This is a genomic window from Chengkuizengella sp. SCS-71B (assembly GCF_040100845.1).
In the GTDB taxonomy this organism is placed as follows: domain Bacteria; phylum Bacillota; class Bacilli; order Paenibacillales; family KCTC-33759; genus Chengkuizengella.
Genome location: NZ_JAZHSH010000001.1, coordinates 3905242 through 3921720, shown reverse-complemented (window position 1 = coordinate 3921720; position 16479 = coordinate 3905242). Strand labels below are relative to the sequence as shown.

15 protein-coding genes are annotated in these 16479 nt (G+C 33.9%); 11 read left to right on the top strand and 4 right to left on the bottom strand.

Going from position 1 to position 16479, the window contains the following annotated elements; translation table 11 throughout:
• Positions 1–51: 51 nt before the first annotated feature.
• The 4 genes from VQL36_RS19000 to VQL36_RS18985 all read right to left on the bottom strand — a co-directional run bounded on the left by VQL36_RS19000 (position 52) and on the right by VQL36_RS18985 (position 3132).
• On the bottom strand, positions 52–840 hold the full coding sequence (locus tag VQL36_RS19000; RefSeq protein WP_349250807.1) for a DUF368 domain-containing protein: 789 nt from the start codon (positions 838–840) through the stop codon (positions 52–54).
• A 153-nt stretch (positions 841–993) separates the two neighbouring features.
• Positions 994–1683, bottom strand: a complete 690-nt coding sequence (locus VQL36_RS18995) for a M50 family metallopeptidase (protein WP_349250806.1) — start codon at positions 1681–1683, stop codon at positions 994–996.
• A gap of 20 nt (positions 1684–1703) precedes the next feature.
• Complete coding sequence (locus VQL36_RS18990) at positions 1704–2489, bottom strand: ABC transporter permease (protein ID WP_349250805.1); 786 nt, start codon at positions 2487–2489, stop codon at positions 1704–1706.
• A complete protein-coding gene (locus VQL36_RS18985) occupies positions 2482–3132 on the bottom strand; it encodes an ABC transporter ATP-binding protein (protein WP_349250804.1) in 651 nt (216 codons plus the stop codon). Before VQL36_RS18985 ends, VQL36_RS18990 begins: the two co-directional genes overlap by 8 nt.
• A 222-nt stretch (positions 3133–3354) precedes the next feature.
• On the opposite strand from VQL36_RS18985, the gene VQL36_RS18980 reads away from it, so the two are divergent.
• The 11 genes from VQL36_RS18980 (at position 3355) to VQL36_RS18930 (ending at position 16424) form a co-directional block, all read left to right on the top strand.
• Positions 3355–4590, top strand: a complete 1236-nt coding sequence (locus tag VQL36_RS18980; RefSeq protein ID WP_349250803.1) for an aminopeptidase — start codon at positions 3355–3357, stop codon at positions 4588–4590.
• A gap of 102 nt (positions 4591–4692) precedes the next feature.
• The gene (locus tag VQL36_RS18975) at positions 4693–5826 is read left to right on the top strand and encodes a glycerate kinase (protein WP_349250802.1); all 1134 of its coding nucleotides are present in this window, start codon (positions 4693–4695) and stop codon (positions 5824–5826) included.
• A gap of 94 nt (positions 5827–5920) precedes the next feature.
• Entirely contained in the window at positions 5921–6283 is a 363-nt protein-coding gene (locus tag VQL36_RS18970) for a VOC family protein (protein WP_349250801.1), read from the top strand.
• Positions 6284–6505: 222 nt separating this feature from the next.
• Positions 6506–7234, top strand: a complete 729-nt coding sequence (locus VQL36_RS18965; RefSeq protein WP_349250800.1) for an SDR family oxidoreductase — start codon at positions 6506–6508, stop codon at positions 7232–7234.
• Positions 7231–8271 carry an S-adenosylmethionine:tRNA ribosyltransferase-isomerase gene (locus VQL36_RS18960; protein ID WP_349250799.1) on the top strand — a complete coding sequence of 347 codons (1041 nt, stop codon included), beginning with the start codon at positions 7231–7233 and terminating at the stop codon, positions 8269–8271. Before VQL36_RS18965 ends, VQL36_RS18960 begins: the two co-directional genes overlap by 4 nt.
• A complete protein-coding gene (locus VQL36_RS18955; RefSeq protein WP_349250798.1) occupies positions 8268–8639 on the top strand; it encodes a VOC family protein in 372 nt (123 codons plus the stop codon). Before VQL36_RS18960 ends, VQL36_RS18955 begins: the two co-directional genes overlap by 4 nt.
• Positions 8640–8735: 96 nt before the next feature.
• A complete protein-coding gene (locus VQL36_RS18950; RefSeq protein WP_349250797.1) occupies positions 8736–10799 on the top strand; it encodes a right-handed parallel beta-helix repeat-containing protein in 2064 nt (687 codons plus the stop codon).
• A gap of 391 nt (positions 10800–11190) precedes the next feature.
• On the top strand, positions 11191–12666 hold the full coding sequence (gene abc-f, locus VQL36_RS18945) for a ribosomal protection-like ABC-F family protein (protein WP_349250796.1): 1476 nt from the start codon (positions 11191–11193) through the stop codon (positions 12664–12666).
• Between the two features lie 155 nt (positions 12667–12821).
• Positions 12822–14414, top strand: a complete 1593-nt coding sequence (locus tag VQL36_RS18940; RefSeq protein ID WP_349250795.1) for a glycoside hydrolase family 43 protein — start codon at positions 12822–12824, stop codon at positions 14412–14414.
• A 171-nt stretch (positions 14415–14585) separates the two neighbouring features.
• Positions 14586–14924: a helix-turn-helix domain-containing protein gene (locus VQL36_RS18935; RefSeq protein ID WP_349250794.1), complete on the top strand. Its 339-nt coding sequence runs from the start codon at positions 14586–14588 to the stop codon at positions 14922–14924.
• 300 nt (positions 14925–15224) lie between these two features.
• Complete coding sequence (locus tag VQL36_RS18930; RefSeq protein ID WP_349250793.1) at positions 15225–16424, top strand: hypothetical protein; 1200 nt, start codon at positions 15225–15227, stop codon at positions 16422–16424.
• The last annotated feature ends 55 nt before the right edge of the window (positions 16425–16479 follow it).

Genomic DNA, 16479 nt, shown 5'->3' with positions numbered 1-16479 from the left:
ATAAAAAACATCTCATTCCACAGCAAAATTGTGGTTTGAGATGTTTTTTTATCACTTTTTTGGATTGTTTTTATATTCAATTTTTCCTAATGCTATGGCTGCCCCAAGACCTAAACAAAGCGATATAAAACTAATCCATATTTGATCATCTACGCCTGGAAATATCACAATAATTGATCCAGATACCATCCCAATAATAATAGCATACATGATTGTAGGAAAAGTATGGAGTAGATAACTTAACAGTTTACTCATGATCATGATGCCAAATAAAATTCCAAATCCTACAACCCCAATTACAACAAGGTTTAGATTAGACACAGCATGTATAACTGTCGGATAAACTCCAATAAGTAATAATATAAAAGAACCACTTACACCAGGTAACATCATAGCAGTACTAGCCACCCAGCCAGATAAAAATAATAGTACTAATTCAGTAGGACCAATTATTTCCCACACAGCTGTGGTTGATTCTTCCTTAAAAATTGCCATAGATGCAATAGATAAACCAGCAATAATTAAGATGATATAATGTTTGCCTGTAAAATTTGATTTGGCATTAGCTTGAATAAATAAAAAGGGGAGAATACCTATAATTAAACCTAAGAAGAAAAAATAAGTAGGCTGAGGAAATTGTTCCAATAATGTCTCCATGATTTTGCTCAAAAGTAATATTGCGGATACCATCCCTATACCAATAGGCAATATAAACATGAAATGACGTTTCCAATTCTTGCTGAATAGCTTGTTAATGGCGTTTAATAAGTTGTCGTATATACCTAAAACAACTGCGATTGTTCCGGCGCTCACGCCAGGGATTAAGTCACTTATTCCCATTAAAAAACCTCTGTACAAATTTCTCCACTGCATTCTCACAACACCTAACCTTATGTAATAGCTTAAAAAAATGATAACTACAAAATTAGTTTATAGCTATATCATTTGTATGTCCGTATTATTGTAACATTTTAAGCTTGCTAAATGTACACTTTAATAATGGACTATATTTTTCTCTACTATTTTATTTTTCCTAGATAGTACAGTTTTGATGGATATATAAGCGAAAAAAAGTGCTTGTAAAAAGAATAGTATGCCCCAGATTAAAGTTGGAATATAAGTTATTGAATTTAGAAAAGTAGCATCTCCAGCCCTACTTGGAGAAATTAAACTTAAAACAAGAATATCGATGGTAGACATAAATGAGGTTGTGATTAGTAAAATCGATAGGATTAAGGTTATATTCTCTAAAACCTTCTGACTTTTTTGTACTAATAAATAAATCAGAAAAGGAATAAAACAAACAAGCCAAAGAATGCCGTATACGTTTCTAACCCAGAATATGAGGTTAATTACTGAAATGTATAGTAAAAGATGAATCAACCATTTATTTCTTCCATTTTTCCATAACAAGATACATACAAAAGCGATCATAGAAGCAAATACATATCCACTTATTCCAGATAAAAAACCACTGATCCAAAGCGAATATTTAGTGAATGTTACCCCTTCTAAATTAGAAAATAATTCAATTCTTGTTACCTCACCTTTTGTAAATAAAGTGATTAGTGCATGTCCAGTTTCATGAATCATCGTATTGATAACTCGTAAAAAGGTTCCTATAAAAGGGATATACATTAAGATAACAGTAATAATAGACATAATAAATAATTTCAAACGCATATTTTATCTCCTTTGAGGTTTTATGAAGTTCTTTTAAGTTGAGCTTTTTTGTTAAAGAACGTTTTATAACCTAATTGCAATAATAGTAAAATAGAAAGAGAAACACTTGCCGTTATTCCAAGTAGAATAACAATTTGATATTTAATTGCAATCATAGGATCTGCACCAGATAAAATAACCCCTGTCATCATACCTGGCAGGAAAACAATTCCCATACCTACCATACTATTTACTGTAGGTAAAATAGCTGCATCAAACGATTGTCTTACAATAAATCGTGAAGCCTCTTTTGGTGTGGCTCCAAGCATGAGAGAAGATTCAATAAATTGCCTTTTGCTGTGCATACCATCCATTAATGTGGAGATACCTAATGTAATTCCTGTCATCGAGTTACCAATAATCATTCCAGCAATCGGAATAAAATAACGTGGATCATACCAAGGTGTAAATTGAATAACAACAAAGTCAAAATAAACCATACTTAATGTGGTCCCTATAAATAAAGAAAATGCGATAATTTTTTTTAGATCAGCAGAAATCATCGTTTTTACTCTTTTAAATACATTATATACGGCAAAAGACTGCATAAATAAGATGATTAATACCGTGATGAATGGGTTGGGATTTTCAAAAACATAAGTTAAAAGATAACCTACAAGAGCTAGTTGGATACTCATCCTAACTGAGGCAATTAAAATTTCTTTTTCCCTCCGAATGCCTAACCATTTTACGATTGCAATTAATAATAATATAAAAACATAAGAAGTAAACAGCTGCACTAAAGTGATATCTTGAATGCTATCCATGAGTCACACTCATTTCTTTTTCATTTAATTTTGTGATGTCAATGATTTGATCTGAATATTTTTCTGCTACTTTTATGGAGTGGGTGACCATAATAACTGTTTTTTGATTATTTTTAATAAATTTGAAAAACTGCCCCATTACTTCATCTGCTGTTTCATCATCTAGAGCAGAGGTGGGTTCATCTAATAAATAAACAGGAGGATTCATTAATATTATTCTTGCAAATGCAAGACGTTGTTTCTCTCCTCCAGATAGCTCTTCTGCATTTTCATCTAGTTTTTTATGTAGATCAAACAATTCCAAAAGATTAATCAGATTTTGTTCATCAACAGAATCTGTATTTTTCTCACTAAATTTTAAGCCAATAAGCAAATTATCCTTTATAGATCCATCATATATAGATGGTGTTTGTGGTAGCATGACAACTTCTCTTCGTAATTGAATGGGGTTAATAGTGCTAATGTCTTTTCCTTCATATTCAATGGTTCCACTATCATAACTATTCAAATGATTTAACAATTTTAATAGAGTGGATTTACCACTCCCACTTTTTCCGATTATACTGGTTATTTTTTGCTTTTCAAAGGTTAAATCCTCTATGTATAGGATGGGGTTTACTTCAACATCTTTAAGATAAAACATATCGCCATTCCTTTCCGAATCATAAAGTATACATATTAAATTATATCACTCTTGGTTTTTAAAAAATAATTTTCCATATGAAAGGTGTTTTAGTTTAGTAAAGTGCTTGAACTATACGATTATGTTAATGTAATGATAAGGAAATTATACATGTTTTTTTACATAAAATAGATCATTTTTTTACAGCAAATAAAATAGTGGAATTGTAAGGAGGATATTTCATTGAGTGAATTTGAAAGCAAACTAGACAAATATGCTGAAACAGTAGTAAAGGTGGGTTTGAATGTACAGAAAGGACAGGATGTTAATATTACAGCCCCAGTCCATGCAACAAATTTTGTACGTAAAGTAGTCAAACATGCTTATTTGGCAGGAGCTAGGCAAGTATTAGTGGATTATCAAGATGATAAATTAGATTTATTAAAATATGAACTAGCATCTGAAGAAGGTTTAAAGGCATTTCCTTCATGGAAAGTTAAAGGGATGATGGAGATGGCAGATAACAATGCAGCCTTTCTAGGTATCCGATCTAAAAATCCAGAGTTGTTAAAGGATGTTGATCCTGAACGCCTAGCTATTGTTGATAAAGTTAGTGTAACCGAGAATAAAGAATATTCACAAAATTATATTTCAACCGGTAGAATTAGTTGGACATTAGTTAGTTACCCTTCTCCAGAATGGGCACAGCTTGTTTTCCCAAATTTAACAGAGGACGAATCGCTAGAGAAATTGTGGGAAGCGATGTTTGATGTTACTCGAGTTAATCAAGAAAATCCAGTTGGTGAATGGAAAGAGCACATGAGAGGTTTAGCCAATAGAGCTGAAATTTTAAATAAGAAAAAATATAAAAAACTTCACTATAGAGCAACGGGTACAGATCTAACGATTGAACTGCATAAGGATCATAAGTGGATGTGTGCCAATTTTACAAATGAAAAAGGGACAGAGTTTGTACCTAATATGCCTACGGAAGAAGTATTTACGATTCCTTTCAAAAAAGGAGTGAACGGTACGGTAGCTAGTACGAAACCTTTAAATTACAAGGGTAGTTTGATTAATCATTTCAGCTTAACTTTTAAAGAAGGTAAGGTTGTAGATTTTAAAGCAGAAGAAGGTTATGAAATATTGAAAAACCTATTATCCATAGATGAAGGTGCTAAGTATTTAGGAGAAGTTGCTTTAGTACCGCACGATTCTCCAATTTCTAATTCAAATTTAGTGTTTTATGATACGTTATACGATGAGAATGCTTCATGTCATATTGCTTTAGGTAATGCACTTAAAACCTGCGTGGAAAATGTGAAGGAAAAAAGCAAAGAAGATTTTGAAGAAATGGGCTTTAATGAAAGTTTGACTCATGTTGATTTTATGATTGGCTCAGGGGAGTTAGATATTGACGGTGAAACAGAGGACGGGACAAAAGAAGCGATCTTTCGTTCAGGAAACTGGGTCATTTAAGAAAAGATTAATTTAATGATGAAGGAGAAGGTGGATGTTAAAAATTATTCCCCCTTCTTTTTTTATACCGTATGATACAAATGTTTAAAAAGAGAGGTCTTTATGAAAATTGTTATCGTTCCGGATTCTTATAAAGGGAGTTTATCAGCATTTGATGTAGGCACAACAATAAAAGAAGGTTTTGCCTCATCTATGAAAGGTGTAGAGTTTGAAGTTATTCCAATGGCTGATGGAGGCGAAGGAACACTAGATACATTAATTTCTGCTACAAGAGGTGAGCTGAAGTCTGTTGAAGCAACGGGAGCAATGGGAGAAACGATTGCTACTTGTTATGGAATACTAGGAGATAATAAAACAGTAGTGATAGAAATCGCTAAAATCGTTGGACTCCCTATGGTTTCAACAGATCAAAGAAATCCAATGTTGACTACAACTGCTGGGATTGGTGAGATTATGCTTCATGTTATGGATCTTGGTTTTCGTCATTTTATTATTGGGCTTGGCGGCAGTGCTTCTAACGACGGTGGTATAGGGATGTTATCTGCTTTGGGGATTACTTTTTTGAATCACAATGGAGAAAAAGTAGGGTCAAATGCATCCTCATTGCAAGAGATCTATGAAGTAGATTTTTCTACACTTGATCCACGAATTAAAGAATGTGAGATTAAAATTGCTAGCGATGTAGAAAACCCACTGTGTGGTGAATTCGGTGCAACAGTTGTATTTGGTCCACAAAAAGGAGCAACAAAGCAACAAGTAAAGGTGTTAGATGCAGCGTTAAATGAATATGCATCGTTAATTGAACTACATTTACATCATTCATTTCAAAACAAACCTGGAGCAGGGGCAGCGGGTGGTTTAGGTTTTGCTTTTCTAATATTAGAAGGTCAAATGTTCTCAGGTGCGAAAATTTGTATTGATGCTACAGGATTAAGGGAGAAAATAAAGAATGCAGATCTGGTCATAACAGGAGAAGGACAAAGTGATTATCAGACACTTTATGGAAAAGTTCCGATACAAATTGCAAAAATAGCAATAGAATATCAGGTTGATGCTATACTCATATCAGGTGCCCTAGGTGAAGGTTATGAGAAGTTATATGAATTTTTTAATAGTTGTCACTCCATTGTTCCAGGACCTATGTCATTAGAAGAAGCAATGAAGCACACAAAACTGAATTTATTTGAAAAAGCTCTTAATGTTGGGAAGTTACTGAATTTAGGTTTTACTAAATAATAAACATGTCGATTTTTTTTTATATGATGGCTTTTTATAAATATGCTAATATATTGTACAATGATTGTATGAAGATTGAGGAGGATATGATGAAATGATTAAACGTATTGCAACTGTAGCTGTTTACGTAGATGATCAACAAAAAGCGAAACAATTTTGGACTGAAAAGGCTGGGTTTGAAGTTGCTGCTGAATTTCCAATGGGACCAGGTGTATTCTGGTTAGAAGTAAGACCTAAAGGAGCTCAATCTCACCTTGTTATTTATCCTAAAACTATGATGCAGGATTGGAACGAAAAGAAACCTTCCATCGTATTTGAATGTGAGAATATTGATGAAACTTTTGAGACGTTAAAAGCAAATGGTGTCTCATTTGTAGATGAGCCTAAAAAGATGGAGTGGGGTACGTTTGTACAGTTTAAAGATGAAGATGGAAATCAATTTTTATTGAAGGGTTAAATTATTAGGATTTAAATTAAGGTTTATGATGACATTTGACCAAGGAACTAGAGGAGTTCCTTGGTTTTTTGTATGAAATGCAAAGCAGAGCACATCCCTCCGACTTTAGATGTAGATTTTTTTTAGTCCAAATGAGTAGAGCTAGCTCAAACCTCTTCCCGACGTTTATTTTATTAAATGAATATAAACTTAAAGTATAGAAAACGAAGGAGGGTGTTTGAAATGAAAAATAAAGTAGTCATGATAACTGGCGCATCAAAAGGTCTAGGTAAAGCTTTAGCCGTAGCATTTGCTAAGCAAGGTGCTGATTTAGCTATTTGTGCTAGAGGGCAAGAAGCATTAGATGCAATACACAATGAACTAAAACAATTTAATATCCAAGTTCTAGCGGTAAAGGCAGATGCTTCTAACGTACGAGATGTAGAACGTTTCATAGCTTTAACGGAGAACGTGTTTGGACATATAGATGTACTTATTAATAATGCTTCCATTTTAGGTCCTAGCCCAATGCCATATTTGTTAGATTACCCTGAAGAAGATTTTGAACAGGTTTTAAAGATAAACACAGTGGGTCCATTTTTAGTTACACGCAGAGTCATCGCCGATATGCTTCAACGCAAGCAAGGGTCTATCATTAATGTTACTTCTGAAGCGGGTAATGTAGGATACGCTGGATGGGGAGCTTATGGTATTTCTAAGTTTGCGATTGAAGGGTTAACAGAAACTTGGGCTGATGAAGTCAATGGTACTGGAGTTAGAGTGAATATGGTTGATCCTGGAGAGATGGATACAGAGATGCACGCTTTAGCAGTACCAGATACAGATTATGAATTAGCAGATCCAAATGATCTAACAGAGGTATTTATTTACCTAGCTTCAGAAGAATCCAGCCAAATCAATGGCAAAAGGTTCAGAGCACAAGAATTTGTGAGAGAAGGTGAAGCACTATGAATGCAGTAGCGATGAAATTTGAAATTCCTGAACAGTTGAATGCAGCTAAACCTCCTGAACGGAGAGGAATTCGTAGAGATTTCGTACGAATGATGGTTTTAAATCGGGACAATGGGGAAGTAGAGCACTCTACATTTTACAATTTAGATCGATATTTAAAAAAGGGAGATGTTCTTGTTTTAAACAATAGTAGAACAGTACCTGCAATATTACACGCTGAACATTTAAGGAACAACAAAATGATAAATCCCAAAGTAGAAATTAGGCTAGCACATAGGAAGACAGAGAAAAGTTGGGAAGCATTAGTTGTTTCAAAGAATGTGAAAGATGGGGATCAGTTGAGACTTTCAACAAAATTAATCGCAACAATAGGAGTCAATGTTAAGAGAGAACCATTTTATTTATTAGAGTTTTCACTCTCAGGTGCACAATTATACGATGAAGTTTATTCATTGGGAGAACCAGTTCGTTATGAGTATATTCAGGGAGAATGGGACTTGAATTATTATCAAACTGTATATGCATCCGTTCCAGGTTCTGTTGAAATGCCTTCTGCTGGTCGAGCTTTTAGCTGGGAGTTGCTATTGAAATTACAACGTAAAGGAGTTCATGTAGCCTTCTTACAACTTCATACAGGTTTAAGCTACTTGTTGGATGATAAATATCACCAAGACCCATCTGAAAATACGGAAAGTTATCAAATTCCACAAGAGACAGTTGAATTAATCCAAAAGGCAAAGGAAAATGGCGGAAGAGTTATCGCTGTAGGTACTACGGTAGTTAGAGCACTTGAATCGGCCGTGAATGAAGAGGGGAAATTAATTAACGAATCAGGTTGGACGAATTTATACATTACGAAAAACTACCCACTGAAAGTCGCTGATGGATTAATTACAGGGTTACATGAGCCAGAAGCGAGTCACTTGCAGTTATTATCTGCATTTATTGATGAGGAAGATTTGATGGAGGCATATCACCAAGCTATTAATGAGTCCTATTTATGGCATGAATTTGGTGATATGAATTTAATTCTATGAACAATATCAAGAGCATTCATCATGTTGCTATCGAAGTAAGTGACTTAAGTCGTTCCATCGAATTTTACCAGTCTCTAGGTTTTTTAATAGAGCAATCCATAGATTTTAAAGGTGAGGAAGCAATATTTTTAGAGTTAGAGCATTTTCGGTTGGAGCTTTATGAGGTTGAAAATTCACGTAAAAAATCAAATTATGATAAACAAATGCATATAGCATTTGAAGTCGAAAGTTGGAACGAATTGTTGAAATGGATCGATGTTATAAAATTAGAAATTATAGAGGGTCCTTTTAAGTTAGAAAATGGGTGGAGGACAATATTTGTGAAAGGGTATGATGGTGAAATACTTGAATTTATGGAAGAGCTCTAAACACGTATTTTTCTAAAATTCCACTTCCGTCCAATCCATTTGATTGCTCCCTGAATACAATGGAGTATCAAAAAATGGGAAAGGACTGTGCTAATTATGGTAATCAACGTACCTGAAGATGTACCTACAATCAATGCTGCCTTGGTAGCAGCTTCTCAAGGTGACACCATCAGAGTTGCTGCCATTACTTGTAATGAATCATTAGTCATAAGTGGAGCAAATTCAAACCAAATACGAATCGTAGGGGCAGGAATGGGGAAAACGATCATTGATGGAACAGGTCTTCCAGATGGCTCAATTGGTATAAATATTTTGGATTCAAGTTTAGTCACGATTGAAAATCTGTCTGTTCGATGCTTCAGCGGAAATGGTATTCAGATTGAATCAAATGAAAACATTATTCATAAAGTTGAGGTATCAGAAAATGGAGAGCAAGGTATTTCAATAGAATCTAATGGATCAAGGAATATGATCATGTCATCAGTAATAAATGGAAATACATTGAATGGTATCTTGATCATGATTGGATCGATAAGTAATTACTTAATCTCTAACCATGTTTCAAATAATCTAATTGAAGGGATGCGTATATTTGGGGATAATAACTTGGTTTTAAAAAACACCATTCAACGAAACTTTGAGGATGGTATAACAACAAGAGCAGCAAACAATTTAATTATTCTTAATTTGATTTTAAATAATCTTTCTGGAATACAGAACAATGAGAATGATTTTGTTTTTGTAAATAAAATATTTAGGAATAAAAATGCTGGGATAGAAAGCCGCAGTGATATGAATTTATATTGGGTAAATCATATAAGATGTAATGGTGAGACAGGGATACGACTTAGAGGTGGAGCACAACAAAGAGTCATAAATAATATGATCATTAACAGTGGAAATATAGGGATTGAAATTTTTGAGGGTATCAACGACAACTTGATCGATAATAACTGTATCAATAATAATGTGAATCAAGGCATACAAATTAACCCTAATTCTAATGATAACGTCATCCGATCCAACAAATTAGCTGGTAATACACCAGATATAGCTAATGAAGGTATGGGAACATTATTTGATGCTAACCGCTGTACAACAAGTGATCCTCCTAGTTTATGTAATGAAGATAACGAGATCTTCGTAAAAGAGGGTCAGAGTATTCAAACTGCGATAAACAATGTTCCTAGTGAAGGTTTTACAATTCGAGTAGGAAAAGGAACCTTTAATGAGGCACTCACAATTAATAACATAGGAGGAAATCGGGATAAAATTCGAATCATTGGTGCAGGTAGAGGTAAAACAATTATTGATGGGATGGCTTTACCTGGTGAAACTGGAATTGACATAGAGGCCAGATTCATAACAATCGAAAATCTGACTGTTCAAAACTTCGAGAATCGTGGAATTCTAATTGATGCAGATGATAATATACTTTCATGTGTAAATGTACTTGATAATCAAGGTGCTGGGATTGAAATCGACTTTGGTTCTGAAAGGAATTTGGTTATAAATTGCAATTCTTGTGGGAATACAGGCGATGGAATTGTTACTAACGGGAATAACAATTATGTCATTAGTAGTAAATCTAATAAAAATGGTGGAAATGGCATGCGATTTAGAGGTGATTTTAATCTAGCACTAAATAATTTCTGTGAAGAAAATAATAATGATGGAATGGATTTTGATAATAATGGTTTTATTATTGGCAATTGTGCATTGAATAATGGACAATTTGCTGATGGTTTTTTTACAGGTGATAATAATTTAATTCTTTGGAATAAAGCATTTGGTAATCCGGAGGAAGGAATAAGAACAGAAGATAATAATTTAATTTGGGGAAATAGGATATGTAATAATGAGACCCTGGGGATATTTATGCTATCTTCTAACAGAATCAGAAACAATACCTTAAAGAAGAATACTGGGGTTGGTGTATTCAGTAGTGGGGGGGATGTGCGCAACATTATTGACAACAATACCATAGTAAATCAAACAGAAGCAGGGATTTTGTTAAATATGAATAGTCAAGGAAATGCTGTTCGTTCTAACTGCTTAAAAGGAAATAATCCGGATATTGAGGATAACGGAATGAATAATGTCATTGACGAAAATATTTGTAAAACGAGTAATCAACCCGGAGTATGTGAAGATTGCTGATTATAAATAAATAGCATCTTGACAAAAATTTGTGCAACACCTTATACTAACAACGTAATTAAAAAAAAAACAAATTTCGGAGGTAAAGTGAACAATGGAGAAGTAATCTTATTTATTCTAGCATTTCAATTTAAAAATAATTTTGAAACTAGAGATAGGATTAGTCTGTCCATTATCAGGGTGTGTATAATACGCAACCTTTGTTCATAGTACCTTATTTTATTGCTATAATAACACGCTTAATCGATGTGTTTATCATGAAGATGGAATGATTTTAGTTGCTTCAGAACTTCGTGTGTTTTAGCAGTGATGTAATTTATTAAGTGTGAACATGAAAAGAAATGGAACAATAGCAACTAATCCTCTCTAGGTATACTAGGGAGGTTTTTTTATGACTATTTTAGAGATAAATAGAATTGAGAAATATATAAAGGATCGTTTGTTATTTAAGTTAGAGGGTCGAATAACTGTATCGAAAAAAGATCGAATTGGAATTGTAGGTTTAAATGGAGCAGGCAAATCTACATTTTTATCTGTTTTATCTGGGAAAACGGATTTGGATGGGGGAACGATCAGTCACAATATAAATATGATTGAGATTGCACAGAATGATGAAACAAAAGTCAGTGGACATGCAAGAGAATATCTATCCAAGTGGGGAATTCAAAAGGAAATACATCACGAAATGAGCGGCGGAGAAAAGATGAGAATAAAAATTGCTGAAGTTCTTCAACGTAAATTTGATCTACTACTTGCTGATGAACCAACTAGCCATTTAGATTTGTCTGGCATTATGAAGTTGGAACAAGAGATTAAAAGAGTTCAAGGTGCAGTTATTATAGTCTCACATGATCGAGCTTTTCTGGATGCAGTATGTACAAAAATTATTGAAATAAACAATGAAAGAATAACTGAATACCAGGGCAACTATAGTTCGTATACAAAACAACAAGAGATGAAATTAAATCGTGCTCAATTTGAGTATGAGGAATACATTAACGAGAAATCTCGTTTGCAGCAGGCTTTTAAAGAAAAGCAACAAAAGGTTAAAAAAATGAAACATAAACCGAAACGAATGAGTTACAAAGAAGCTAATTTGGGTGCAGAAAAAGCAAGAAGTAAACAAGCCAAGGTAGGCCGTTCTGCAAAGGCAATTGAGAAACGGATTGAACAGTTGGAGAAAAAAGAAAAACCAATAATAAAGGATCAAGCTATTTTTGATCTAACCCAACATAAACAAATCCATAATAAATTTGTGATAAAAATGGAACAAGTAACTAAAAAAATAGCGGGGCGTACTTTATTTTCAAATTTGAATGTGATGATTAAACCTGGCATGAAGGTCGCGTTGATAGGAAACAATGGAACAGGCAAGTCTACGTTATTAAAAATGATAAAAGAACAAAAACAAGGTATCTTCGTGCCTGCAAGTTGTAGAATAGGCTTCTTACATCAAACGCTTAAAGATCTAAAAAAGGATCAGTCGATATTAGAAAATGTGATGGATACAAGCATTTATTCAAAAGAAAAAGTAAGAACAATCTTGGCAAGGATGCTTTTTAAAAGAGATGAAGTTCATAAAAAAATTAGTGTATTGAGTGGGGGAGAGAAAGTTAAGGTAGCTCTAGCCAAATGCTTTGTAAGTGATACAAACCTATTATTATTAGATGAACCTACGAATTATTTAGATATTAAAACGCAAGAAAGTTTAGAAAAGGTGTTAAAAGAGTATCCAGGAACAGTTGTGTTTGCTACACATGATAGACGACTAATAAACCAGCTTGCAACACATGTTTTAATGATTGAGAATGAAAAAGGTTTTTTTATTGAAGGGAATTATGATGCCTTAACCTTTGACATCCAATAAGGGATTATGTCAAAGGTTTTTGTATGTTTTCTCTCTCTATGAAATCAAGCATATTCTTATCTGTTTATAATGATTATATAAGGTTATTTATGGTATAATTGTGTTGTTTTTTATGAACTTGATTTAGGTACAAATCCCAGCTAAGGAGGATGAATATGGCAAAGAAGATTAGAAATCCAATTTTAAAAGGCTTTAATCCAGATCCATCAATTATTAGAGTCAGAAATGATTACTATGTAGCCACTTCAACTTTTGAATGGTTCCCTGGAGTGCAAATCCATCACTCTAAGGATTTAGTCAATTGGAGATTGTTAACACGCCCCTTAGACAGATTATCATTATTAGATATGGCAGGAAATCCAAATTCAGGTGGTGTATGGGCACCTTGTTTAAGTTTTGATGGGAATTTTTTTTATCTAATATATACGGATGTGAAAAGTTGGCATAACACTTCTAATTTTACAAAAGATACGCATAATTATGTGATTACAGCAAAAGACATCATAGGTCCATGGTCTGAACCGATATATTTAAATAGCAGTGGATTCGATCCATCTCTGTTCCATGATGATGACGGTAAAAAGTGGCTAGTAAATATGCAAAATGACTTCCGTAAAGGGAAAAATCCATTTGCAGGAATATTACTACAAGAGTTTTCACTTGAAGAAGAAAAATTAGTAGGTCCTGTAAAAAATATTTTTAAAGGCACAGAATTAGGGGTAACTGAAGCTCCTCATATATATAAAAAAAATGGTTATTATTATTTAATGACAGCCGAGGGGGGAACCACTTGGGATCATGCGGTATCCATGGCAAGATCAAAGGATATTTGGGGACCTTACGAAGTGGACCCACAAAACCCGATGTTAACATCAGCCAAAAACCCAGAACTACAGTTGCAAAAAGCAGGACATGCGTCCTTAGTTGAAACCCAAAATGGGGAATACTACATAACGCATTTATGCGGTCGTCCCTTGAGACCGGATATGAAGTGTAATTTAGGAAGAGAGACAAGTATTCAAAAGGTGTATTGGAGTGAGGATGATTGGCTACGTCTTGAAGGTGGAGGAAATGAACCTAAATTAGAAGTGCCTGCGCCGAATTTGCCTGAGTTTAAATTTGAAAGACTGCGTTGTAGAGATGATTTTGATGACACAGAATTGAATATCCATTTAAACACGTTACGGATACCTCCTGATGAAAGCTGGCTTTCACTTAAGGAAAGGCCAGGTTATTTGAGACTAAAAGGTCAAGAATCGTTAAGCTCACTTCATAGACAAAGTATAGTTGCGAGAAGACAACAAGCTTTTCGATGTGAGGCTGAGACTTGTATAGAATTCGAACCTGACATTTTCCAACAGATGGCGGGACTTGTTTGTTATTATGATACAAATGACTATATTTATCTTCGCATTAGTCGTGATGAAATATTAGGAAAAACCCTAACTATTCATCATATGGAAAGTGGAGAGATAGACGAACCTTTAGAAGGGGAAATAAAAATTGAAGGATGGACAAAGGTTTATTTAAGAGTAAATGTATTCAACCACTCTATAGAGTTTTCTTATTCTGAAGATGGGGTAAATTGGTATAAAATTAATAAGATATTTGAAGCAGGGCAACTCTCAGATGAACATAACAAATTGGGATTTACAGGTTCTTTTATAGGCATATGTGTACAGGATTTAAGTGGTATGAAAAAACATGCAGATTTTGATTACTTTACTTATTTCGAATTGGATGAATAAAATATAATAGTCCATAAATCGGACGAGTCTTGGAAAATCACTTATAGGTGATTTTCTTTTATTGATCCGGTAAATGGATGAGAGGTATTTGATATTTAGTTGAATCCATCACTAGATGATAAAAAGTAAGTAACGTGGTATACTGATAGTATTAATGTGGAGGTGAATAGGATGAGTAAACAATCAAATCAAGAAAGTTTATGCCCTAAATTAACATCAGCAATGCAGTTATTTGGTAAACGATGGGTAGGTTTGATTATTTATACTTTATTAACTGGACCCAAACGTTTTAGAGATATCGAAAAATCACTTCCAATTAGTGGGAAGTTGTTAGCTGAACGACTAAGAGAATTAGAAAAATATAAATTGGTAATCCGTCATGTTTATCCAGAAGTTCCTGTAAGAATAGAGTACGAATTAACTGAAAATGGAAAAGCAATGCAGCCTATCATTGAAGCTATACAAGAGTGGGCAGAATCATTACCTCTAGAAGATATATGTCAAGATTAAGGTTTTATTAGATCCCTTAATCTTGATACGGGGGGGTTGTTTGTAATTACTCCCAGTAATTTCTCATCTCATTCGATTCGCTATCAATATTTATAAAAAATACCCTCAGTATTAATATTCTCTTTCCTCTAAAAATTCTTTAATTCTTGTTTCAATATCCAAAACTCTCCTTTTTATTTGTCATGGAATATCCACATATTATTTAAAATTATTCGCATTTTTTATTGACATTGAGAATCATTATCGATATAATCTCACTGTAAATGAAAATCATTATCAATTAGGGGAGAGAATAAAAACATGAAGAAACTGACAACTGCTTTATCCACAATGTTAATCGCTAGTGTAATTTTATCAGCGTGTGGTACAGAAAAGCCAGAAGCTGTAGAGGATACAAAAGATCAGGTAGATCAAACGGAAGGCTCTCAAAATAGTAATGAAGGCGAAGGTCAAGAAGCTTCCATTGAAGATACAATTACTTATACTGAAGTTGATACTTATAAACAAATGATGGATGAGCTTAAAAAAGAGAAAGAAGGAGAAGCTGCAGATTGGAATCTAGTAAGCACTCTATATACTGATGGTTTAAAAGATACAGTAGTAGAAACAGATGATAGTTTAGATGTTGCTATTTTAGCGGCAATTGAAGCTGGGGCAAGTGAGCAGTTAGATACAGTTGTTGCTCTCCAAGTAATTGATAAAACAACTCAATCATACTTCTATAAGAAACAAAAAAATCTACAGTCTGATGTTGTGGCAGCACTAGAAGAGGGTAATCAGCAAGAAGCTGATGTAGCTTTTTCAGAGCTTAAGTATCTAGCAGAGCATGTGTTAGTACCAACAGCTGCTAAAAGAGATTCATACTATAGTGCAGATATGCAAGCTCAAATTGAAAATGGATTAAGTCTTCAAGAAACTGCGTTAGCAGAAGGTAATATAGATGATTTAAAAGTGTATAAGCAAATGACAGATAAATCCGTATATCGTAGTTATTATCTCGCAGCAAATTCTTATGCTGAAAAAATAGCTGCAGCAGTTCAAGAAGGCGGAGCTGAGAAAGTAGATTTACAAATTAAACAGGCGGAAGCTTGGGGTTTCTATCAAGCGATTAAAGGTTCGCTCTCTGGAGGCGATGAACAAGCCGCTGCTGCTCTTGATACAATTTTTAATCTAGGTGAAACAGATCCTGAATCCATTAATGCAGATGAAGTAGCAGATTTATTTGTGAAAGCATTTGTTGGAAAAATAACGAGTTATCATGAGAAAGTTCCAGTTGCTTTAGAGGAAGGAAACATCACAGATGCTCGTGTTGAAGCAATGGAGGCAAATATCTTTATGAAGGCTATCGAATTAGAGATCATTGAACGCCTTGGAGAAGAACAAGGTTCTGATCTTATGGTGAAAGGTACAGCTTGGTTCGAAGCAGTGAGTATTGAAAATGCAGAAGAAGCTAACTCTATAAGTGCAGAAATAGTTGAAGCCTTGAATCAATTATTTTAAAATATAGAAGATTAAAATGGATGTTGTTCAAAAGAGTAGAATTCCTTTTGGGCAA